Consider the following 20,858-nt stretch of genomic DNA (forward strand, 5'->3'; position numbering starts at 1 on the left):
CAGTCCAGGTCACTAACCTTCTGCCATGACAACGGCTCTGATTACGGGATCGACGGCAGGCATCGGAGCCGCGTTCGCGCGGCGACTGGCGGCCGACGGGCACAACCTGGTGCTGGTCGCCCGCGACACCAAGCGGCTGAGGGAACAGGCGACCGAGCTGCACGACCGGCACGGCATCGAGGCGGAGGTGCTGACGGCCGACCTCGCCGAGGACAAGGGCATCGAGGCGGTGGCCGACCGCCTGGGCGACCGCAAGAACCCCGTCGACCTGCTGGTCAACAACGCCGGCTTCGGCAACAAGGGCCGTTATCTCGAGGTCCCCATGGCCGACGAGCTGCGGATGCTGAAGGTGCACTGCGAGGCGGTGCTGCGGCTGACGTCGGCGGCGACGGAGGCCATGCGGGAGCGCGGCCGCGGCGGCGTCGTCAACGTCGCCTCGGTGGCCGCGTTCGTGCCGCGCGGCACCTACGGCGCCTCCAAGGCCTGGGTCGTGCAGTTCACCCAGGGCGCGGCCCGCGACCTGGCCGGCAGCGGCGTACGCCTGATGGCGCTCTGCCCCGGTTTCGTCCGCACCGAGTTCCACGAGCGGGCCGGCATGGGCACGGACAACATCCCGAGCTGGATGTGGCTCGACGCGGACAAGCTGGTGGCGGCGGCGCTGCACGACCTGGCGCGCGGCAAGACGCTGTCGATCCCGGACCCGCGGTACAAGGCACTGATGGGGGCGGCGAAGCTGGTGCCGCGGGGGGTGCTGGGGGCGGTTTCCTCTAAGACGGGGCGGAAGTACGGGCCGCAGTAGGCGCGGGACGGAAGGCATCGACGAGGAACGGCACGGCTGAGGGCTCGAGATGCAGCACGGCGGGGAGAGCCTCCTGCCACCCTCCGTGCCGGAGTGCGTGGACGGCGAGAACGCGACCTCGGGACGGATCGACCACGGGGACGAGGGCCACGGCGGTTTCGGCGTAGTCGTCGAGTGGCCTGACCCAGTTCAGGGCGGCCGCGGTTTCGCCGGCTTCGGCGAAGGCCTGGGCGAGTTCTCTGCGGGCCGCCTCATGGGCATCGCCCTTCGGGATGCTGCGCACGAACCACCTGGCCTCGTCGTACAGCCCCGCGTCCACGAGGGCGCGCACCATGCGCCAACCGGTGATGATGGCGGTACCGACCTCGCGACGACGCAGCGCCTCACGGGCCACGGCTCGGGCTGGGCCCCACTCCCCGAGAGCGGCCCAGGCCCCTGACACCTCCACCAGGACCAAGGCCGACGAGGGCGCCTCCCCCAGGGCGGGGCTTCCGTTCGCCGGTGGGAGATCGGCCAGCAGGGCGCGCGCCTCGTCCTCGCGTCCGTTCAGGGCCAGGGCACGGGCGGTCCTCGCCCGCGCGGAGATCCGCGAGGGACCGTGCCGTACGGCGGACGCGTGGTCCGCCGCCCTGGTCGCATCACCGCGCCCGGCCAGCGCTACCGCCATCTCCGCCAAGAGGTCGTCCTCGTACGGACCACCCCTCGCGGCCCGTACCAGTTTGGCGGCCCGGTCGTCCTGACCCGCTTCCACCCAGGCTCGCGTGACCGCCGCCCATGCCTCCACCCCGGCCCGTCCGGGCGGCCCGGACGCACGGAGCAGGGCGTCGGCACGCTTGGTCTCGCCGGCCCGCACCAACGCGAGCACGACATCGCCGAGCTCTTCGTCGTATCCGTACCCGCTGTCCGGTTCAGCGGTCGAGGGAGCCGCTGTCGGCGCGTCCTCGATGCCGGCCAGGACCTCGCGAGCGGCAGCGGTGAAGCCGGCGTCGGCCAGGGCACGGGCCACACGGGCGCGGTCCGACACGGAACGCCGCGCCATGGCCTCCCGGCGAGCCCGGTCCTCGACCCGGGCCAGGAAAGCCGCCGCCTCCTCCCGGTGCCCGGACCGCGCCCGGGCGACGGCGCCGCGCGCGAGCGAGTCGAGCTTGTCATGGGAACCGCTCGACTCCGCGAGGGACTCCGCCTCCCTCAGTCGCCCGGTCGCGGCGCAGCCCTCTGCCGCCGAAGCCAGCACCTTCGCACAGGTGGTCGCCGAGCCGACACCGTCGGCGAAACGCCGCACTCGATCGACTTCGCCACGGCGGGCGAGCGCGTCCGCCAGGAGGCAGGCGGCCTCGGAGATCTCGTCGCCGGACTGGCCCTTCAGTATCGCTTCCGCGTGGTCGAGGTCACCCCGCCGGACCAGCCCGGTGGCCAGAGCACGGCCGATCCGCTTCCGGAGAACCCCCTTGTCATCGGGGATCTGGAGCCAGTCGCTGAGTACGTCCCACCGTCCCCCCTCCACCAGTGCGCAGAGATAGTCGTCGGCGTCCGCGGCGGCTTCGGCGAGGCCGGCGGCCCCGCCCGCGAAGCCCGACCCGGGCGCGGGAGCGTTGTCCAGCAGTGCCTCCGCTTCCGCCGGCCGGCCGGCGTCCCACAAGGCGAGAGCGAGGCGCAGCACCGTGCTGCTCGGTGCCTCGTCCCCGGCCTCCCGCACAGCGTCGTAAGCCGCCTCGATCTGTCCTCGCGCGAGCGACGAGGTGACGAGTGACCGCAGGCAGGCCGACCGGTGCGACGGGTTCGTCTGTGCGACGACCACCGCCCGTGCCCGATCGTGGTCCCCGTGCTCCACCCAGGTCCGGACGATGCGCGGCGCCGGCTGGGCGTCGGAGAACGGGTGGGCACTGATCCGCAGGGCGTCCGCCCGTTCGCTCAGGCCGACGGCGACGAGGGCCCGGTGCACGACGACGGAGCGCTCGGTCGCGAGATGCCAGGACGCCTCCCTGCTCAGTGCCGTCTCCGCCGCGCCCGCCAGTTCCCTCGCCTGTTCGGTCAGACCCTGTTGCGCCAACTCGTGCGCCACCAGGGCCAGCGCCGGCGTCCGGTGCATCGGCGCCAGACCGCGGGCCACGGCCTCCGCACGGGACGGCTGCCCGAGGGCGGCCCAGGCCCAGGCGAAGGCCGAGGTGAAATCGTGGCTTCGGCCCTTGATCGCGTCCCTGTGAAGGCACAGCTTGAACAGGGAGAGAACAAGTCCCGGGGCGGGGGGAGCCGCGGCGTCCCCGGTCTCCGGGACGGCTCCGGAGGTGATCGCTTCGGCGAGCAGCCGCTCCGCGGCATCGATCTCCTCCAGTGCCGCACCGTCCGCACCCGTCACGGCGAGCATCCGGTCGTGACGGGTGGTGTCGAGCGCGCAGCGCACCGCGCGGGTGAGGTCGCCGAGATCCAGCACCCTCTGGAGGTATCCGCGCAGCAGGTAGTCGGGGGTCTCCGGCGGCCAGCCCCGTGCGCGCCAGCCGTCGGCCCAGACGTCCAACCTGCCTCGGAAGCGGGCCAGTTCGGTGTCACCGAGCATCTCCAGGGCCCGGGACTGCAGGCCCTCGTGCGCGAGCAGCCACGTGTGCGCCCGGATGCGGAAGGTCCTTCCCGCATACGTGCTCAGTGTGTCCCGCACGTCGTAGCGAGCAGCTCCGGTGAGTTCCGTCAGGTCCTCCGTCGTCAGGCCACCGTCCGCCGCCGTCACCAGCGCCAGCAGCTCGTACGCCAGTCCCCCGGTCTCCCGCAGCCGCTTCAGCTCGCGTTCCGCCTCAGCACGCACCAGCTGGGCGTACGGCGACGGATCCAACCTCCGTACGACGGCCTGACGGAGCGGATGCTGCGGGGGGACGTCGCTCGGCAACGGTGGGTTCAGGCGGCCGGTGACCAGCACCCGCATTCCGGCCTCCGGCCGGGAGGGCAACAGGGCGGCGATGCTGTGCGCCGCGGAACCCGTGGTGACACCGCGGTCCTCGTCGAGACCGTCGAGCAGGAGGACGAGGCGCTCCCCGCGTCGCGCGCAGGCCCGGGCCGCTTCCCGGTACAGGCGGAGCAGATGGCCGCGCCGTGTCTCCTCCGTGAGCTGCGGCAGACCTTCACCGACCAGGTCGGCCAGCTGCTCCAGCACATTGACGGCATACGGGCCGACATGGTTGTACCCGCCGTCGCGGGCCGTGACGAAGAAGGCGACGACACGTACGCCGGGGGGCGGATGGAGTGCGAACCAGGACATGAGGGCGCTCTTGCCCGCCCAGGCCTCGGCTCTCCACCAGGCGTACGCCGGGCCCGAAGCGGCGGTGCAGAAGGCGGCCAACTCGGCCAGCTCGCGTTCGCGACCGACCAGTTCGGTCGGCACGATCTCGCGGATGTGCTCCCAGTACGCCGAGCGCGGGGGCGATGCGAGGAGGAACTGGTTGACGACCTGGTTTCCGTCCCCCGTGACGGCGGCGCCGACGTTCCCCGTGACGGTCACCGACCGCTTCCCCCACCACCGCATCCCGTCATGATGCCAAAGGGCCGGGAGGCGACGAGCGGCTCCCGTTGGGACAATGGTGCTGTTCAGCCGGACCCAGGGGAGCCGGAGGCGAGGCCATGACCTTCGTACAGCTCATCGAATGCAGGACCAGTCGGCTCGACGAGATGAACCGGCTGATGGACCGGTGGGTCGAGCAGACCAAGGGGAAGCGGACCGCGACGCACAGTGTGGTGGCGAAGGACCGGGCCGACGCCTCGCACATCGTGGAGATCGTGGAGTTCCCGTCGTACGAGGAGGCCATGCGGAACTCCGGGCTGCCGGAGACCGACCGGATCTTCCAGGAGATGGTGGCGCTCTGCGACGAGGAGCCCACCTTCACGGATCTGGACGTGGTGCGGGACGAGCAGCTCAACGCGGCCACCGCGCGCCGGTTCTTCGAGCTGGCGCCCGGCCGGGGCGACGCGCCCCCGCTGAACGACGTGTTCATCGAGGGTTACCACGACCACGACCCCGCGAACGTGCAGGACGTCATCGGGCTGGACGCGGTGCGGCGCGAGCTGGAGGTCTGGCGGGGCGGGTTCGACTTCTCGTTCACGGTCGAGGACCAGGTGGCGCAGGGTGACCGGGTGTGCACCCGGTGGACCTGGCGGGGCCACCACAAGGGCGAGTTCCTCGGGATCCCGCCGACCGGGAAGGACGTCACCATGACCGGGACGGTCATCCACCGCTGCACGCCGGACGGGAAGATCGCCGAGGGGTGGTGGCAGTACGACCGGCTGGGGCTGATGCAGCAGCTCGGGGCGCTGGATCCGCTGGAGCTGTGACCCTGCCCGGGCACGAGGAAAGCCCCCGTTCCGCGCGAGGCGGGACGGGGGCTTCCGGCAGAGGTCGGTGCCTCAGTGGGCGTGGCCGTGGCCGTGGCCCGCGGCGGCGGCCGGCTCCTCCTCTTCCTTCTTCTCGACGACCAGGGTCTCGGTCGTGAGGAGGAGGGAGGCGATGGAGGCGGCGTTCTCCAGGGCGGAGCGGGTGACCTTGACCGGGTCGATGACGCCGGCCTTGATCAGGTCGCCGTACTCGCCGGTGGCGGCGTTGTAGCCGTTGCCCTTGTCGAGCTCGGCGACCTTGGAGACGATGACGTAGCCCTCCAGGCCGGCGTTCTCGGCGATCCAGCGCAGCGGCTCGACGGCGGCCTTGCGGACCACGGAGACACCGGTGGCCTCGTCGCCGGTCTTGTCGAGGTTGCCCTCCAGGACCTTGACGGCGTGGACCAGGGCGGAGCCACCACCGGAGACGATGCCCTCCTCGACCGCGGCGCGGGTCGCGGAGATGGCGTCCTCCAGACGGTGCTTGCGCTCCTTGAGCTCGACCTCGGTGGCGGCACCCACACGGATGACGCACACGCCGCCGGCCAGCTTCGCGAGGCGCTCCTGGAGCTTCTCGCGGTCCCAGTCGGAGTCCGTGGTCTCGATCTCGGCCTTGATCTGGGCGACGCGGCCCTGCACGTCGTCCTTCTTGCCGGCGCCGTCGACGATGGTGGTGTCGTCCTTGGTGACGGTGACGCGGCGGGCGGAGCCCAGGACGTCCAGGCCGACCTGGTCGAGCTTGAGGCCGACCTCCTCGGAGACGACCGTGGCGCCGGTGAGGACGGCCATGTCCTGCAGCATCGCCTTGCGGCGGTCGCCGAAGCCGGGGGCCTTCACCGCGACGGCGTTGAAGGTGCCGCGGATCTTGTTGACGACGAGGGTGGACAGGGCCTCGCCCTCGACGTCCTCGGCGATGATCAGCAGCGGCTTGGAGGAGTTGGACTGGATGACCTTCTCCAGCAGCGGCAGGAGGTCCGCGATGGCGGAGATCTTGCCCTGCGTGATGAGGATGTAGGGGTCGTCCAGGACGGCTTCCATGCGCTCCTGGTCCGTCACGAAGTACGGCGACAGGTAGCCCTTGTCGAAGGCCATGCCCTCGGTGAAGTCCAGCTCCAGGCCGAAGGTGTTGGACTCCTCGACGGTGATGACACCGTCCTTGCCGACCTTGTCCATCGCCTCGGCGATGAGCTCGCCGACCTGCTGGTCCTGGGCGGACAGCGCGGCGACGGCGGCGATGTCGGACTTCTCGTCGATCGGGCGGGCCGAGGCGAGCAGGTCCTCGGAGACCGCGGCGACGGCGGCGTCGATGCCCTTCTTCAGGGCGGCCGGGGAAGCGCCGGCGGCGACGTTCTTCAGGCCCTCGCGCACGAGCGCCTGGGCGAGCACGGTCGCGGTGGTCGTACCGTCACCCGCGATGTCGTTGGTCTTGGTCGCCACCTCCTTGACCAGCTGGGCACCGAGGTTCTCGTACGGGTCCTCGACCTCGACCTCGCGGGCGATGGTCACACCGTCGTTGGTGATGGTGGGGGCGCCGAACTTCTTGTCGATGACGACGTTGCGGCCCTTGGGGCCGATCGTCACCTTGACCGTGTCGGCAAGCTTGTTGACGCCGCGCTCGAGGGCGCGACGGGCGTCCTCGTCGAACTTCAGGATCTTCGCCATGGGAGCGTGAGCCCTCTTCCGGAATCTGAGTCAAAGGCACTGCGCCCCGGGCGCCCGGCTTCTTATGTGTCGCGGGGGGCCAGGGGCGCAGCTCAAAGCAGTGTGCTGGGGTGAATTACTTCTCGACGATCGCGAGGACGTCGCGGGCCGAGAGGACGAGGTACTCCTCGTTGTTGTACTTCACCTCGGTGCCGCCGTACTTGCTGTAGAGCACGACGTCGCCGACCTTGACGTCGAGCTCGACGCGCTTGCCGTCCTCGATACGGCCCGGGCCCACGGCCAGGACGACGCCCTCCTGGGGCTTCTCCTTGGCGGTGTCCGGAATGACCAGGCCCGAGGCCGTGGTCTGCTCGGCGTCCAGCGGCTGGACCACGATGCGGTCCTCGAGCGGCTTGATGGCAACCTTGCTGGCGGTCGTCACGATCCGACCTCCCCCTTCGGAGATCTCACGGGGTTAACTGTCTGAGGTGGCGACCAGGTGGATCCGTCGTCGCGGGTGCCGGACCTGCCCGTCGCTGTGTTGGCACTCTCCTTCGTCGAGTGCCAGAGCCGAGACTATGACCGTGATTAGCACTCGGTCAAGCGGACTGCTAATTGCCGACGGCGCGTCGGCCAGGTGAGTTCTCCGCGCGGGGTCCGCGGCCGCCTACAGGTAGTCCTCCAGCCGTCCCACCCGCAGGCCCTTCCCCTCGATCTCCCGCAGCAACCGCACCGTCCGTTCCGTCAGGGTCAGGGACGCGTCGCCGGACGGCACGGAGACGATGTCGCCGGGGCGCAGACCGGGCCCGCCCCGCCGGTAGGTCAGGTCGCCGTCGGCGCCCAGGGAGGCCCGCCAGAGCACGACCGTCGTGATGCCGCAGTCGGCGGCGGCGCGCAGGGTCGTGGCGTCGTAGGTGCCGTAGGGCGGGCGGAAGAGGCGGGGGCGGATGCCGAAGCGGGAGTGGAGCTTGTGCTGCTGGCCGCAGATCTCGGCGCGCTGGCCGGCGTAGGGCAGGCCGCGCAGGGCGGGGTGGTCGAGGGTGTGGTTCTGGACGGACGCGCCGACCGCGCGCAGCCGGGCGAAGTGGCCGTAGCCGGGTCCGACGACGCTGTCCGTGAGGAACATGCTGACCGGGAGCCGCCGTTCGCGGACGAGGCCGACGAAGCGGGGGTCGCGTTCGGCGCCGTCGTCGTAGGTGAGGAAGACGACCGGGTCGCGGGTGGGGACGTGGTCCACGACGGGCGGGAGGGGATGGCTCGCCGCGGGGAGCGGGTCCTGGGCCCGGCCGTCGGCGGTGCCCGGGCGCTGGTCCGCCGCGCCGGCGCAGCTGGCCAGCAGGATGACGCCCGCGCACAGGGCGGCGGCGGCCGGTCGCCGCCTCACAGGTAGTCCTCCAGCCGTCCCACCGCGTATCCCTCGGCCGTGACCTTGTTCAGGAAGCGGCGGACCATGTCCGGCATCGTGCCCTTCCACTGCTCGGGGCCCCGGAAGTGGGTGAGGACGATGTCGCCCGGGCGCAGCTCCCGGTCCGCCTCGCGGTACTCCCAGCGGTCGGCGAAGACCTCCTCGTTCCAGAGCGGGACGTGGGTGATGCCGCAGGCCTTGGCGGCGCGCAGGGTAGCCCGGTCGTAGCTGCCGTAGGGCGGGCGGAAGAGGCGGGGGCGCTTGCCGAACCGCTTCTCCATGTAGCGCTGCATGCCGCAGATCTCGCGCTTCTGCGCCCGGTACGACAGGCCCGGGAGATAGGGGTGGTGGAGGGTGTGGTTGTTCAGCACGACGCCCCTGGCCTGCATCTTCCGGAAGTAGCGGGGGTTGTCCTTCACCAGGTAGCCGCTGAGGAACGCGGTGTACGGGACGTCCAGGTCGCTCATCATCCGCAGGAACGCCCGGTCCTTCTCGGCGCCGTCGTCGATGGTGAGGAAGACGACCTTGTCCCGGGTGGGGATCCTGGTGAACACGGGCGGGAGGTCCGACTCCCGGTGGCCTGCCACCTCGAAGCCCTCGCGGGTCCTGATCCTGGGCTTGCTCTCGGGGGGTCGCGAAGCGGTCAGCGGGACGTTCCTCAGCCCCCAGCGGTGCGCGGCGGCGACCCGCGCGGCGTGCGCGGCGCCCAGTTCGGAGGCGTACGAGTCGAGCGCGCGGGCCGGGGGCGCGTCGAGGGGCTGCTGTCCGCCGGCCGGGGTGACCTGGTCGCTGCCGCCCTGCGCGCACCCGGAGGCGATGGCGGCGAGGGCGAGCACGGCGAGACCGGCCCGCACACGGCCAGATGCCCGGCTTTTGTCATTTAGTACGACTGCTCGCATGGTGCCGGATCCTCGCAGCCGGGCCCGGCGAACCCGCCCCGACACCGCGGCCGGCGGCCCACCATCCACCGACTGGCCCACACGCCTCCCCCGTGCCGCCGTGGCCGACAATGAACCGGTGAACGACCTCGCCCTCCTCCTCACCCCAGAAGGCCGCGCCCTCCTCGACGAGGTGCGCGACACCGACCCGGCGCGGGAGCTGGCCGTCGCGACCCGGCTGCGCCGCGAGCACCCCGCCGAGCTGGTGTCGGCGGCGCTCGGCCAGGCGCGGCTGCGGCAGCGGGCGGCGGTGAAGTTCGGGGCCGAGGACGCGGGGCGGATGTTCTTCACGCCGAACGGGGTGGAGCAGTCGACCCGGGCGAGCGTGGCGGCCTACCGGGCCCGGCGCATGGCCGACTCGGGCGTGACCTCGGTGGCCGACCTGTGCTGCGGCATCGGTGGGGACGCGATCGCGCTGGCGCGGGCCGGGATCCGGGTGCTGGCCGTGGACCGGGACCCGCTCGCGGCCGCGGCGGCGCGGGCGAACGCCGACGCGCTGGGGCTGGCCGGCTTGATCGAGGTGCGGGAGGCGGACGTCACGGAGGTGGACACGGCCGGCTACGACGCCGTCTTCGTCGACCCGGCCCGGCGCGGCGGCCGCGGCCGGATCTTCGACCCCGAGGCGTACTCGCCCCCGCTGTCCTGGGCGGTGTCCGCCGCCCGCCGGGCCCCTCACGCCGCGCTGAAGATCGCCCCGGGCATCCCGCACGAGGCGGTCCCCGAGGACGCCGAGGCGGAGTGGATCTCCGACGGCGGCGACGTGAAGGAGGCGGTGCTGTGGTTCGGCACCGAGCCGGGCGCGGTACGCGCCACCCTGCTGCCCGGCCCCCGCACCCTGCTCTCCCGCGCCCTGCCCGATCCCCCGGTCCGTCCGCCCGGCCGCTACCTCTACGAGCCCGACGGCGCCGTCATCCGCGCCCACCTGGTCGCCGAGGTCGCCGACCAGGTCGACGGCGGCCTGCTCGACGCGACCATCGCGTACGTGACGGCCGACGCGCCGCGCCCGACGCCGTACGCCACGGCCTACGAGATCACCGACCACCTCCCCTTCAACGTCAAGAAGCTGAAGGCCCTGCTGCGGGAGCGGCAGGTCGGCACGCTGACGGTGAAGAAGCGGGGCTCGGCGGTCGAGCCGGAGGAACTCCGCAAGAAGGTCAAGCCGCAGGGCCCGAACGCGGCGACGGTGTTCCTGACCCGGGTGGCGGGGGCACCGGCGATGCTGATCGGGCACCCGGCCTGACGTTCAGGGCTGTTCCGCGGCCCGCCGCAGCAACAGCTCCCTCTCCCTCTCGTTCCTCGTCAGTGACGCCGCCCGTGCGAACTCCGCGCGGGCCTCCGTCGTGCGGCCGAGGCGGGCGAGGAGGTCGCCGCGCACGCTGGGGAGCAGGTGGTAGTCGCGCAGGGCGGGCTCCGTGGCGAGGGCGTCGACGAGCGTCAGGGCCGGGCCCGGGCCCTCGGACATGGAGACGGCGACCGCGCGGTTCAGTTCCACGACCGGGGACGGGGAGCGGGCGGCCAGGAGGCCGTAGAGGGTGGCGATGCGGGACCAGTCGGTCTCCTCGTACGTGTGGGCGTGCGCGTGGCAGGCGGCGATGGCGGCCTGGAGGGTGTACGGCCCCGGGGCGCCGGAGGCGGTGGCCTCGGCCCGGCCCAGTGCGGCGATCCCGCGGGCGATGAGCATGCGGTTCCAGCGGGAGCGGTTCTGGTCCTTGAGGAGGACCGGTTCGCCGGAGGGGCCCGTGCGGGCGGCCGTGCGGGACGCCTGGAGCTCCAGGAGCGCGGTCAGGCCGTGCACCTCGGGTTCCTTCGGCATCAGGGCCGAGAGCACCCGGGCCAGCCGCAGGGCGTCCTCGCACAGGCCCGGGCGGAGCCAGTCGTCGCCGGCCGTGGCGGCGTAGCCCTCGTTGAAGATGAGGTAGATGACGTCGAGGACCGAGCCGAGGCGGGTCTCGCGGTCGGGGCCGTAGGGGACCTCGAAGGCGATGTTGCGGGTCGCCAGGGTGCGTTTGGCGCGCACGATGCGCTGGGCCACCGTCGCCTCCGGGACGAGGAAGGCGCGGGCGATCTCGGCCGTGGTGAGGCCGCCCAGGAGACGCAGGGTGAGGGCGGTGCGGGCCTCGGTGGACAGCACCGGGTGGCAGGCGGTGAAGACCAGGCGGAGCAGGTCGTCGTCGATGTCGTCCGGATCGGCGGGTTCCTGTGGCGGGGTCGTGTCCGGCAGGGCCCGGCCGATCTCCGCCAGCTTGCGGGCGTAGTTCTCGCGGCGGCGGACCAGGTCGACGGCCCGGTTGCGAGCGGTGGCCATGAGCCAGGCACCCGGGTTGTCGGGCACGCCGTCGCGCGGCCACTGCTCCAGCGCCGCGACGAGGGCGTCCTGCGCGAGTTCCTCGGCGATGCCGACGTCCCGGACGACACGGGTGACGCCGGCGATGATCCGGGGCGACTCCATGCGGAAGACGGTCTCGATGGCCTGGGCGGTCCGGGAGGTGCCGGGGCCGGCGGTGGGCTGCGGTGTCACAGCCCACCATCAGACACCCCTGGCACCTCCCCGCCAAGCGGGGCCGGTCAGCCCTCGGCGATCTGCCGGACCTCCGCGGTGATCGTCCAGTAGTCCTCGTGCAGGGACAGGAACCGCTTGGTCCACTCGATCGCCTCGGCCTTGTCCTTGCACTGGCTGATCGAGTAGCCGCCGATGACCTCCTTGGTCTCGGTGAACGGCCCGTCGGTGACGGACAGCTGCCCGCCCTCCCAGGTCACCCGGGTGCCGTCCGAGGTCGGCGTGAGCCCGGCCGTGTCGAGCATGACCCCGGCCTTGGTGATCTCCTCCAGCAGCTTGCCCATGCGCTCCTGGAGCTCGGGGCTCGGGCCCTCGGCGGGGGCGTTCTTCTCGTCGATGCGGATCAGGGTGAGAAAGCGCGGCATGGTGACTCCTCGGGTCTGCGGAGCGGGTTTCTCCCCGCTCTCACCCCTGCGTCGATCGGGAGACCTCCGGATCGACACGCTCGCCGGACTTTTTCCCGGATATTTTTCCGGCGGGCATCTGCGCAGGTCAGCGCAGCGACTCCCACAGTTTCCGGGCCTCCGGCTGCTCCGCCACCACCCGGTTGGGGTCCGACGGCGCCCGCACCACCGGCATGGTCACCGTCGTCACGCTGCTCGCGGACAGTCCTCGCAGGCTCTGCCCGAACCGGGTCAGCTCGCTCAGGGAGTCCAGGCCCGTGTCGGTGGTGAGGCCGGCGGTCACCGCGTCGGCGACCCGGTAGAGCTTCGCCGGGTCGGTGAGCAGGTCCTGGGCGGCGATCTGCTCCAGCAGGGCCTTCACCAGTTTCTGCTGGAGCCCTATGCGGCCGAGGTCGCTGCCGTCGCCTATGCCGTGGCGGGTGCGGGCCAGGGCGAGGGCCTGGGTGCCGTTCAGGTGGTGGGTGCCGGCCTTCAGGCGCAGATGGCTGTCCTCGTCGGCGATGTCCTCGTCCGTGGTGACGGTGACGCCGCCGAGCGCGTCGACCAGCTTCGCGAAACCGGAGAAGTCGATCTCCAGGTAGTGGTCCATGCGGACGTTCGTCATCGACTCGACCGTCTTCACCGCGCAGACCGGACCGCCCACCGCGTACGCGCTGTTGAACATGGAGTGGTGGGCGACCGCCGTCGACCCGCCGGACGGGCGCGGGCAGGACGGGCGGGTGACGAGGGTGTCGCGCGGGATGCTCACCACCGTCGCGCTGGTCCGCCCGGCGTCGAGGTGGACGACCATCGCCGTGTCCGAGCGGGCGCCGGCGCTGTCGCCGCCGCCGAGCCGCTGGTTCTCCCTGCCGCTGCGCGAGTCCGAGCCCAGGACCAGGATGTTGAGGGCTTCGCCGGGCAGCGCCGGGGCCGAGGGCGACGGCATGCTCAGCGGCCTCGGCGGGCGGTTGTCGCCCAGCGCGTTGTCGATGTCGACGCCGGTGATGTTGTCGTTGAGATGCCAGTAGGCCCAGCCCGCCGTCCCGAGGCCCAGCACCAGCGCACCCGCCAGGGCGAGGCCGGCGATCCTCAGGGCTCTCGTCCGCCGGCCCGCCTCCCTGCCCTCGTCCCCGTTCCCGTCGAGTCCCGTCACGGACAGGAACATAAGTCCGAATTATTACGAGCAGGCTCCCCCGGCCGATTTTCTTCGGAAATTCTCAGACTTCCCGGCCTCGGGCACCCCAGGGCCGCCCCGCCCCGAAAGTTTCGGCGGTGTAACCGATTGACTTCGGTGCAGTGTGGAGGGGCTCGCATCACCCGTCAATACAGCAACAGGCCTTTCACGCGGGGGTCGCCGTGCTGCTGCGCACCACCAGGCTCGTCGCCAGTTCCACCCGGGTCGCCGCGGGGGCGTTCTCGTCCCGCCCCAGGTCCAGGACCAGCCGGGCAGCCGCCTCGGCCATCTCGGTCAGCGGCTGCCGCACGGTCGTCAGCGGCGGCCCGACCAGCGGGGCCACCGGCAGATCGTCGAAGCCGACCACGCTCAGGTCCTCGGGGATGCGTAGCCCCAGCTCGCGCGCGGCCTCGTACAGCCCGAGCGCCTGGAGGTCGTTCCCGGCGAAGACGGCGGTCGGCCGGTCCGGGCGGCGCAGCAGTTCCAGGCCCAGCCGGTAGCCGGCCTCGTGGTGGAAGTCGCCGCCCGCGATCAGCGCCGGGTCCACCGGCAGCCCGGCCGTCTCCAGCGCGGCCCGGTAGCCGTCGATGCGGGCGCGGCTGCACATCATCTGCGACGGCCCGCTGATCGCGCCGATCCTGCGGTGCCCCAGCTCGACCAGGTGCCGGGTGGCCGCGAGACCGCCCTGCCAGTTGGTGGCGCCGATCGACGGCACGTCGGCCCCCGGGTCGCCGGCCGGGTCCATCACCACGAACGGGATGGAGCGGCTGGTCAGCAGCGCGCGCTGGGACTCGTCGAGCCCCGACAGGACCAGGACGACGCCGTGCGGCCGGCGCGCGGCGACCTGGTCGGCCCAGGTCCGCCCGGGGGTGAGGCGCCCGGCGCTCTCCGACAGCACGACACTCAGCCCGGCGTCCCGGGCCACGTTCTCCACACCCCGGATGACCTCCAGCGCCCAGGCGCTCTCCAGCTCGTGGAAGACCAGGTCGATCAGCGGCGAGCGGGTCGCCTCCGCACGCCGCCGCCGGTAGCCGTGGGCGCGCAGCAGTTCCTCGACGCGGGCCCGGGTGGCCGGGGCGACGTCGGCCCGGCCGTTCAGGACCTTCGAAACAGTCGGCGCCGACACGCCGGCCTCACGGGCGATCTCGGCGAGCGTCGCGGTCTGCGCGGTGCGCCCCTGCGTCCGGGTTTCCGTCCGGCTTTCAACCGGCTCCGGGGATGTCATGGCGGCGATCGTATCCCTGCGGGCCCCCTTGACGAAGTCCTCGTAGCCCCATAGGTTCCCGGAACATTCGACATGCATATCGAAACATTCGAAGAAGCGGGTGCGGGAAGCGGCCGTCGGCACGGTTCACGCGCTCGTCAGCACCGTTCGTGAGAGGGCCGTCCGTCCACCGACAGGAGCTTCATGACCACCGCGCCCTGGCGTGACCCCGCGCTGCCCGCCGCCGCCCGCGTCGACGACCTGCTCTCCCGGATGACCCTGGAGGAGAAGACCGCCCAGCTGTACGGCGTGTGGGTGGGCGCCTCGGCGGACGGCGGCGGAGTCGCTCCGCACCAGCACGACATGACCGTCGAGTACGACTGGGACGAGCTGATCACCCACGGCCTGGGGCAGCTCACGCGCTCCTTCGGCACCGCCCCCGTGGACCCGGCGCTGGGCGCGCAGGCTCTGGCCCGCGCCCAGCGCCGTATCACCGAGGCCGGCCGCTTCGGCATCCCGGCGATCGCGCACGAGGAGTGCCTGGCCGGCTTCACCGCCTGGCGGGCGACGGCCTACCCGGTCCCGCTGGCCTGGGGCGCGACCTGGGATCCGCCGCTGGTCGAGGAGATGGCCCGGCGCATCGGCGACGACCTGCGCGCGGTCGGCGTCCACCAGGGCCTCGCGCCGGTCCTGGACGTCGTGCGCGATCCGCGCTGGGGCCGGGTGGAGGAGACCATCGGCGAGGACCCGTACCTGGTCGGCACGATCGCCACGGCCTATGTGCGGGGCCTGGAGTCGGCCGGGATCGTCGCCACGCTCAAGCACTTCGCCGGGTACGCCTCCTCGGCCGGAGCCCGCAACCTCGCCCCCGTACGGGCCGGTGTCCGCGAGTTCGCGGACGTCACGCTGCCGCCGTTCGAGATGGCGGTGCGCGAGGCCGGGCCCCGCTCGGTGATGGCCGCGTACACCGAGACGGACGGCGTCCCGGCCTCCGCCGACCCCGAGCTGCTCACCCGGCTCCTGCGCGAGGAGTGGGGCTTCACCGGCACGGTCGTCGCCGACTACTTCGGCATCGGCTTCCTGCACACCCTCCACCGCGTCGCCGGCACCCCGGCCGAGGCGGCCCACGCGGCGCTCGCGGCCGGCATCGACGTCGAACTGCCCACGGTCAAGTGCTACGGCCCGCCGCTGCTGGACGCCGTCCGCGCGGGGCAGGTCCCCGAGGAACTCGTGGACCGGGCGGCCCGCCGCGTGCTGCTCCAGAAGTGCGAACTGGGCCTGCTCGACGAGGACTGGAACCCCGAGCCGGCCGCGAAGGTCGACCTGGACTCCACGGGCAACCGGATCCTGGCCCGCCGCCTGGCCGAGGAGTCGGTGGTCCTGCTCGACAACCCCGACGCCCTGCTCCCGCTGGCCCCCGACACCCGGATCGCGGTGGTCGGCCCGAGGGCGGCCGACGCCCTGGCCATGCTGGGCTGCTACTCCTTCCCGTCCCACGTCCTCACCCACCACCCCGAGGTTCCGACGGGCATCGAGATCCCGACCGTCCTGGACGCCCTGCGCACCGAACTCCCCGACGCCAAGGTGACGTTCGCGCAGGGCTGCGACGTGACGGACCCGGACACCTCGGGCTTCGAGGAGGCCATCGCCCGCACCGCCGAGGCGGACGTGTGCGTGGCGGTCCTCGGCGACCGGGCGGGCCTGTTCGGCCGCGGCACCTCGGGCGAGGGCTGCGACGCGACGGACCTGGCCCTGCCGGGCGTCCAGGGCGAGCTGCTGGACGCGCTGGTCGCGACCGGCGTCCCCGTGGTGCTGGTGCTGCTGACCGGCCGCCCGTACGCCCTCGGCCGCTGGCACGGCCGGCTCGGCGCGGCCGTCCAGGCATTCTTCCCCGGGGAGGAGGGCGGCCCGGCGGTCGCGGGAGTGCTGTCGGGCCGCGTGAACCCCGCGGGCCGCCTCCCGGTGAGCGTGCCGCGGGAGCCCGGCGGCCAGCCCTGGACGTACCTCCAGCCGCCCCTCGGTCTCGCGGGCGAGGTCAGCAACCTCGACCCGACGCCGCTGTACCCCTTCGGCCACGGTCGCTCGTACACGACGTTCGCCTGGGAGGACTTCACCGGCGGCGAGCGCACGGAGATCGGCACGGACGGCACGTACGACCTCTCCGTGACCGTCCGCAACACGGGCGACCGCGCGGGCGCGGAGGTCGTCCAGTTGTACCTGCACGACCCGGTGGCCTCCGTGACCCGGCCCGATGTGCGCCTGATCGGCTACCAGCGCGTGGAGCAGGCGCCGGGCGAGGCGAGCCGGGTGACGTTCCGGTTCCACGCGGACCTCTCGGCGTTCACCGACCGTACAGGTCGCAAGGTGGTCGAACCGGGCGCCCTGGAACTACGGTTGGCCGCGTCCAGCACAGACGTACGCCACACGGCGCACCTCACGCTCACGGGCCCGGTCCGGGTCACCGGGGGCGACCGGCGGCTGCGGTGCGAGGCGGAGGTGTCGGGGGTGGGGTGACCCTCAGGGGGTGGCGGTGGACAGGCTGGTGCACCACGAGGTGCGGGCCGTGCTGTCGGTCCTGGCGGCTCTTGCCGTGGCCCTGACGGTACTGGGTCTCGTGCGCGGGTTCTCCGCACCGGACAGGCCCGGCGCCCCGGCGCTGTACGTCGGCGCCCTGCTCGCCCTCCTGGTCGTGTGGACCCTCCTGAAGGCGACCCGGATCAAGTGGCTCGGCCATGTACGGGAGTTCGAGAAGGCCGTCCCCACCGAGGACCTCGACGTCGTCGTGCCCACCGACCGCTTCCTGCGCGACCGGCCGTTCAGCCCGGGGCTCTTCGGGCTCTACCTGGTCTTCGCGCGGCCCGTGTCCTTCTGGGAACCCTGGGCGGTGGGAGTGCTCCTGTGGTCGCCCCTGGAGTGGCTGGGCCAGGCCGCGCTGGTCGCCCACTGGGAGCGCCGCAACGGCCTGCTGCTGTGGCGGGGCCACGTCGGCGGCAGGCCGTGGGAGCTCTCGGTCAGCCGACGCCCAGCGACTCGAACCGCCACCGGTGCACGGCCCGCGTGACCAGCTCCCCGTCCGGCTCCGGCAGCTCGGGCAGCTCCGCGTCGTAGGGCGCGTCCCACCAGGTGATGACGAGGACCCGGTCCTGCGGAGCGCGCAGGGTCTCCCGGCGCAGCGGCTCGGCCGGGAGGTCCTGGGCGCGGGCCCAGGCCAGCAGTTCCTCGCCCCGCCCGGGCACGGCCCGCGCCTCCCACATCAGCGCGACGGTCACGAGTAGAGGTTCTCCTTGCTGACCTCGTGCACGTGGTCGTGTCCCGGCACGTGCGGCTCCGTCACCGGCAGCGAGGAGTCCGCCGGCAGGTCCCAGCCCGACGCGGCGCGGTTGCGCGCGACCATCTCGGCGCCGAGCGCGGCGACCATCGCGCCGTTGTCCGTGCACAGCTTGGGCCGCGGCACCCGCAGCCGGATCCCGGCCGCCTCGCAGCGCTCCTGGGCCAGGGCGCGCAGCCGGGAGTTGGCGGCCACGCCGCCGCCGATCATCAGGTGGTCGACGCCCTCGTCCTTGCAGGCCCGGACGGCCTTGCGGGTCAGCACGTCCACGACCGCCTCCTGGAAGGAGGCCGCCACGTCCCGCACCGGCACCTCCTCCCCCGCCGCCCGCTTGGCCTCGATCCAGCGCGCCACGGCCGTCTTCAGCCCCGAGAAGGAGAAGTCGTAGGCCGGGTCGCGCGGGCCGGTCAGGCCGCGCGGGAACGCGATCGAGTTCGGGTCGCCCTCCTTCGCGTACCGGTCGATGACCGGGCCGCCGGGGAAGCCGAGGTTCAGCACCCGGGCGATCTTGTCGAAGGCCTCGCCGGCCGCGTCGTCGATGGTGGCGCCCATCGGGCGGACGTCGGAGGTGATGTCCGAGGAGAGCAGCAGCGAGGAGTGGCCGCCGGAGACCAGCAGCGCCATCGTCGGCTCGGGCAGCGGGCCGTGCTCCAGCTGGTCCACGCAGATGTGGGAGGCGAGGTGGTTCACGCCGAAGAGGGGCTTGCCCAGCGCGTACGCGTACGCCTTCGCCGCGGAGACGCCGACGAGCAGGGCCCCGGCGAGACCGGGACCGGCGGTGACCGCGATGCCGTCGAGGTCGCGGGCGCTGACCCCGGCCTCCTTCAGCGCACGGTCGATGGTGGGGACCATCGCCTCCAGGTGGGCGCGGCTCGCGACCTCCGGGACGACGCCGCCGAAGCGGGCGTGTTCGTCGACGCTGGAGGCGACGGCGTCGGCCAGCAGCGTGGTGCCGCGGACGATGCCGACGCCGGTCTCGTCGCAGGAGGTCTCGATCCCCAGAACGAGGGGTTCGTCAGCCATGGATCTCGGTTCCTTGTACGGAGTTCTCGGGGGCGGTCAGGCGCATCACCAGGGCGTCCACGTTGCCCGGCTGGTAGTACCCCCGCCGGACCCCGATGGGCTCGAAGCCGAAGCGCTCGTACAGCTTCTGCGCGCGCACGTTGTCCACGCGGCACTCCAGCATCACCTCGGCGCACTCGAAGGCGGTGGCCGCGCGCAGCAGTTCGGCGAGCAGCCGCGCGCCGAGGCCGGTGCCCCACAGGTCGCGGGCGACGGCGATGGTCTGCACGTCGGCCTGCTCACCGGAGGAGACCAGACCGGCGTACCCGACGATCCGGGAGCCGGCCTCGGCGACCACGTACCGCCGATTGGCCTCGGGCCCGCGCGCATGGGCCAGCTCGGACCAGAACATGCCCCGCGACCAGGCGTCGTCGGGGAACAGGTCCCGCTCCAGCTCCAGCACGGGGTCGATGTCCCACCAGCGCATCTCGCGCAGCACGCACGTCTCGGGATCGGTCACGGGCTCGGTCACTTGGGGGTGACCACCTTGTAGTTCTTGGGGACCTGGGCGTCGGGGCGGCGCAGGTAGAGCGGCCGCGGCGCGGGCAGCTCCTCGCCGGCCGCGAGCCGCTCCGCGGCCAGCCGGGCCAGGGCCGCGGCGGACACGTGCTCGGGCTCGTGCGCCTTCGGGAAGGTGTCCGGGTAGAGCAGCGCGCCCGCGCCGACCGCGGGCAGGCCCGCGACCTGCTCGGCGATGTCGGCGGGCCGGTCGACGGCCGGATCGGTGACACGGGTGCGGGAGTCGGCGTAGCGGGCCCAGTACACCTCCTTGCGGCGGGCGTCGGTCGCGACGACGAACGGGCCCTCCAGGTCGGCGGCGTAGGCGAGGCCGTCCAGCGTGCACACGCCGTGCACGGGGACGCCGAGCGCGAGCCCGAAGGTGTCCGCGGTCATCAGACCGACCCGCAGCCCGGTGTAGGGGCCCGGGCCGATCCCGGCGACGATGCCCGTGACGGCGTCCAGCCGCAGGCCTGCCTCGGCGAGGACCCGGTCGATCGCCGGCAGCAACAGTTCCCCGTGCCGCCGCGCGTCCACCTGACTTGACGAGGCGATGACGTCCTCGCCGTCGTGCAGGGCGACGGTGACAGCGGGTGTGGCGGTATCCAGAGCGAGCAAGAGCACGCAAACAGCCTACGGCTCCCCGGGGCCCGTGTCGGACGTACCTGCCGGGCCGTCACCTGCTGCTACCGTCACCTTCCGTCACGACAGGGACGTACGACGTGAGGTGGGTGCCGGTGGCAGTCAGCAGCTCGGGAATCGTGGCCGGGCTCACCGCCGCGGCCCTCGCGACGGTCGGCTACCTCGCCCACCGGGCCGCGGAGACCGTGCCGGCCGGTCTCGGCCGGGCACAGGCGGGCGTCTCACCGGCGGTCGGCGCCCCGAAGGCGCCCCAGGTGAAGCGGGACCCCGCCGCGCTGCCCCCGGGGTCCGGCAAGGGCGCGCGGGTGGTGTACTCGCTGCGCGGCGACCGCGTGTGGCTGGTCGGCGGGGACGAGACGGTGACGCGGACGTTCGAGGTCGACCCGAGCGTGGTGGATCCGGCCCCGGGCAGCTACACGGTCACGTCCCGCTCGAACGCGGTCACCGGCTCCGACGGCGTCCCGGTCGAGCACGTCGTGCGCTTCACCAGCGTGGACGGCGTGGTCATCGGCTTCAGCGCGGCCGTGGACGGCTCGACCGCCGCACCCGACCCGAAGGTGCGCACCGGCGGCATCCGCGAGTCCCGCGCGGACGGCGACGCGATGTGGACGTTCGCGACGATCGGCCGCAAGGTCGTGGTGGTCCGCTGACCGCTCACGGTCCTAGGCGGCCTCGCGGTGGTCCTCCACCGGCTCGGAGAAGTCCGGCTCGGGAGCGCGCGGCGGCGTGGAGATCAGCGCCGCGGCCTCGCCCGCCGCCAGCAGGTCACGCATGGACACCCCGGCGACCGCGAACGGCAGCGGCTGCCCCTTGCTCTCTGTAGCCGACATGGACGCCTCCTGAAAGGCCGGGGGCGGACGTAGTTAGGTACACC

The 20,858-nt window shown here is 72.7% G+C and carries 20 protein-coding genes; 6 read left to right on the forward strand and 14 right to left on the reverse strand.

The window, feature by feature from the left end:
- The first annotated feature begins 25 nt into the window (after positions 1-25).
- Positions 26-799, forward strand: a complete 774-nt coding sequence (locus ACSUPV_RS15895; protein ID WP_031119981.1) for an SDR family NAD(P)-dependent oxidoreductase — start codon at positions 26-28, stop codon at positions 797-799.
- Here the strand turns inward: ACSUPV_RS15895 and ACSUPV_RS15900 are convergent.
- Positions 768-4,286: a hypothetical protein gene (locus ACSUPV_RS15900; RefSeq protein WP_436947716.1), complete on the reverse strand. Its 3,519-nt coding sequence runs from the start codon at positions 4,284-4,286 to the stop codon at positions 768-770. The two genes, ACSUPV_RS15895 and ACSUPV_RS15900, sit on opposite strands and share 32 nt — an antisense overlap.
- Before the next feature lie 119 nt (positions 4,287-4,405).
- Between ACSUPV_RS15900 and ACSUPV_RS15905 the strand changes: the two genes are divergently transcribed.
- Positions 4,406-5,113, forward strand: coding sequence for an ester cyclase (locus ACSUPV_RS15905; protein ID WP_031119983.1), 708 nt, complete (start codon positions 4,406-4,408; stop codon positions 5,111-5,113).
- A 72-nt stretch (positions 5,114-5,185) separates the two neighbouring features.
- Here the strand turns inward: ACSUPV_RS15905 and groL are convergent, their stop codons facing one another.
- The 4 genes from groL to ACSUPV_RS15925 form a co-directional block, all read right to left on the reverse strand.
- Positions 5,186-6,814, reverse strand: coding sequence for a chaperonin GroEL (groL, locus tag ACSUPV_RS15910; protein WP_037766965.1), 1,629 nt, complete (start codon positions 6,812-6,814; stop codon positions 5,186-5,188).
- A gap of 115 nt (positions 6,815-6,929) precedes the next feature.
- Positions 6,930-7,238 carry a co-chaperone GroES gene (groES, locus tag ACSUPV_RS15915; protein ID WP_031119986.1) on the reverse strand — a complete coding sequence of 103 codons (309 nt, stop codon included), beginning with the start codon at positions 7,236-7,238 and terminating at the stop codon, positions 6,930-6,932.
- Between the two features lie 222 nt (positions 7,239-7,460).
- Positions 7,461-8,177, reverse strand: coding sequence for a polysaccharide deacetylase family protein (locus ACSUPV_RS15920; protein ID WP_436947717.1), 717 nt, complete (start codon positions 8,175-8,177; stop codon positions 7,461-7,463).
- On the reverse strand, positions 8,174-9,052 hold the full coding sequence (locus ACSUPV_RS15925; RefSeq protein WP_037766962.1) for a polysaccharide deacetylase family protein: 879 nt from the start codon (positions 9,050-9,052) through the stop codon (positions 8,174-8,176). Before ACSUPV_RS15925 ends, ACSUPV_RS15920 begins: the two co-directional genes overlap by 4 nt.
- 163 nt (positions 9,053-9,215) lie before the next feature.
- Here ACSUPV_RS15925 and ACSUPV_RS15930 point away from each other — a divergent pair, with 163 nt between their 5' ends.
- Positions 9,216-10,376 (forward strand): THUMP-like domain-containing protein, encoded by a 1,161-nt coding sequence (locus tag ACSUPV_RS15930; protein WP_436947718.1) that lies wholly within the window; start codon positions 9,216-9,218, stop codon positions 10,374-10,376.
- Between the two features lie 3 nt (positions 10,377-10,379).
- Here the strand turns inward: ACSUPV_RS15930 and ACSUPV_RS15935 are convergent, their stop codons facing one another.
- From ACSUPV_RS15935 to ACSUPV_RS15950, 4 genes are all read right to left on the reverse strand, one after another.
- Positions 10,380-11,654, reverse strand: coding sequence for an RNA polymerase sigma factor (locus tag ACSUPV_RS15935; protein ID WP_436947719.1), 1,275 nt, complete (start codon positions 11,652-11,654; stop codon positions 10,380-10,382).
- A 47-nt stretch (positions 11,655-11,701) separates the two neighbouring features.
- Positions 11,702-12,058, reverse strand: a complete 357-nt coding sequence (locus ACSUPV_RS15940; RefSeq protein ID WP_031119991.1) for a YciI family protein — start codon at positions 12,056-12,058, stop codon at positions 11,702-11,704.
- A 127-nt stretch (positions 12,059-12,185) separates the two neighbouring features.
- On the reverse strand, positions 12,186-13,241 hold the full coding sequence (locus ACSUPV_RS15945) for an LCP family protein (RefSeq protein ID WP_436947720.1): 1,056 nt from the start codon (positions 13,239-13,241) through the stop codon (positions 12,186-12,188).
- Positions 13,242-13,416: 175 nt separating this feature from the next.
- On the reverse strand, positions 13,417-14,475 hold the full coding sequence (locus ACSUPV_RS15950; protein WP_037766950.1) for a LacI family DNA-binding transcriptional regulator: 1,059 nt from the start codon (positions 14,473-14,475) through the stop codon (positions 13,417-13,419).
- A gap of 183 nt (positions 14,476-14,658) precedes the next feature.
- Here ACSUPV_RS15950 and ACSUPV_RS15955 point away from each other — a divergent pair, with 183 nt between their 5' ends.
- Both ACSUPV_RS15955 and ACSUPV_RS15960 read left to right on the forward strand, forming a co-directional pair.
- A complete protein-coding gene (locus tag ACSUPV_RS15955) occupies positions 14,659-16,968 on the forward strand; it encodes a glycoside hydrolase family 3 N-terminal domain-containing protein (RefSeq protein ID WP_436947721.1) in 2,310 nt (769 codons plus the stop codon).
- Between the two features lie 10 nt (positions 16,969-16,978).
- On the forward strand, positions 16,979-17,515 hold the full coding sequence (locus tag ACSUPV_RS15960) for a hypothetical protein (protein ID WP_436947722.1): 537 nt from the start codon (positions 16,979-16,981) through the stop codon (positions 17,513-17,515).
- Here the strand turns inward: ACSUPV_RS15960 and ACSUPV_RS15965 are convergent.
- The 4 genes from ACSUPV_RS15965 to tsaB are packed head-to-tail and all read right to left on the reverse strand — an operon-like array spanning position 17,466 to position 19,966.
- On the reverse strand, positions 17,466-17,723 hold the full coding sequence (locus tag ACSUPV_RS15965) for a hypothetical protein (protein WP_037766943.1): 258 nt from the start codon (positions 17,721-17,723) through the stop codon (positions 17,466-17,468). The two genes, ACSUPV_RS15960 and ACSUPV_RS15965, sit on opposite strands and share 50 nt — an antisense overlap.
- On the reverse strand, positions 17,720-18,805 hold the full coding sequence (gene tsaD, locus ACSUPV_RS15970) for a tRNA (adenosine(37)-N6)-threonylcarbamoyltransferase complex transferase subunit TsaD (protein ID WP_031119997.1): 1,086 nt from the start codon (positions 18,803-18,805) through the stop codon (positions 17,720-17,722). Before tsaD ends, ACSUPV_RS15965 begins: the two co-directional genes overlap by 4 nt.
- On the reverse strand, positions 18,798-19,271 hold the full coding sequence (gene rimI, locus ACSUPV_RS15975; protein WP_051649205.1) for a ribosomal protein S18-alanine N-acetyltransferase: 474 nt from the start codon (positions 19,269-19,271) through the stop codon (positions 18,798-18,800). Before rimI ends, tsaD begins: the two co-directional genes overlap by 8 nt.
- 41 nt (positions 19,272-19,312) lie before the next feature.
- Positions 19,313-19,966 (reverse strand): tRNA (adenosine(37)-N6)-threonylcarbamoyltransferase complex dimerization subunit type 1 TsaB, encoded by a 654-nt coding sequence (tsaB, locus tag ACSUPV_RS15980; RefSeq protein ID WP_037766940.1) that lies wholly within the window; start codon positions 19,964-19,966, stop codon positions 19,313-19,315.
- Positions 19,967-20,079: 113 nt separating this feature from the next.
- Here tsaB and ACSUPV_RS15985 point away from each other — a divergent pair, with 113 nt between their 5' ends.
- Positions 20,080-20,634, forward strand: a complete 555-nt coding sequence (locus tag ACSUPV_RS15985) for a hypothetical protein (RefSeq protein WP_037767018.1) — start codon at positions 20,080-20,082, stop codon at positions 20,632-20,634.
- 12 nt (positions 20,635-20,646) lie between these two features.
- Here the strand turns inward: ACSUPV_RS15985 and ACSUPV_RS15990 are convergent, their stop codons facing one another.
- A complete protein-coding gene (locus tag ACSUPV_RS15990; RefSeq protein WP_359768063.1) occupies positions 20,647-20,814 on the reverse strand; it encodes a hypothetical protein in 168 nt (55 codons plus the stop codon).
- Positions 20,815-20,858: the final 44 nt, after the last annotated feature.

It is taken from the genome of Streptomyces sp. SudanB52_2052 (assembly GCF_964272415.1).
Taxonomy (GTDB): Bacteria; Actinomycetota; Actinomycetes; order Streptomycetales; family Streptomycetaceae; genus Streptomyces; species Streptomyces olindensis.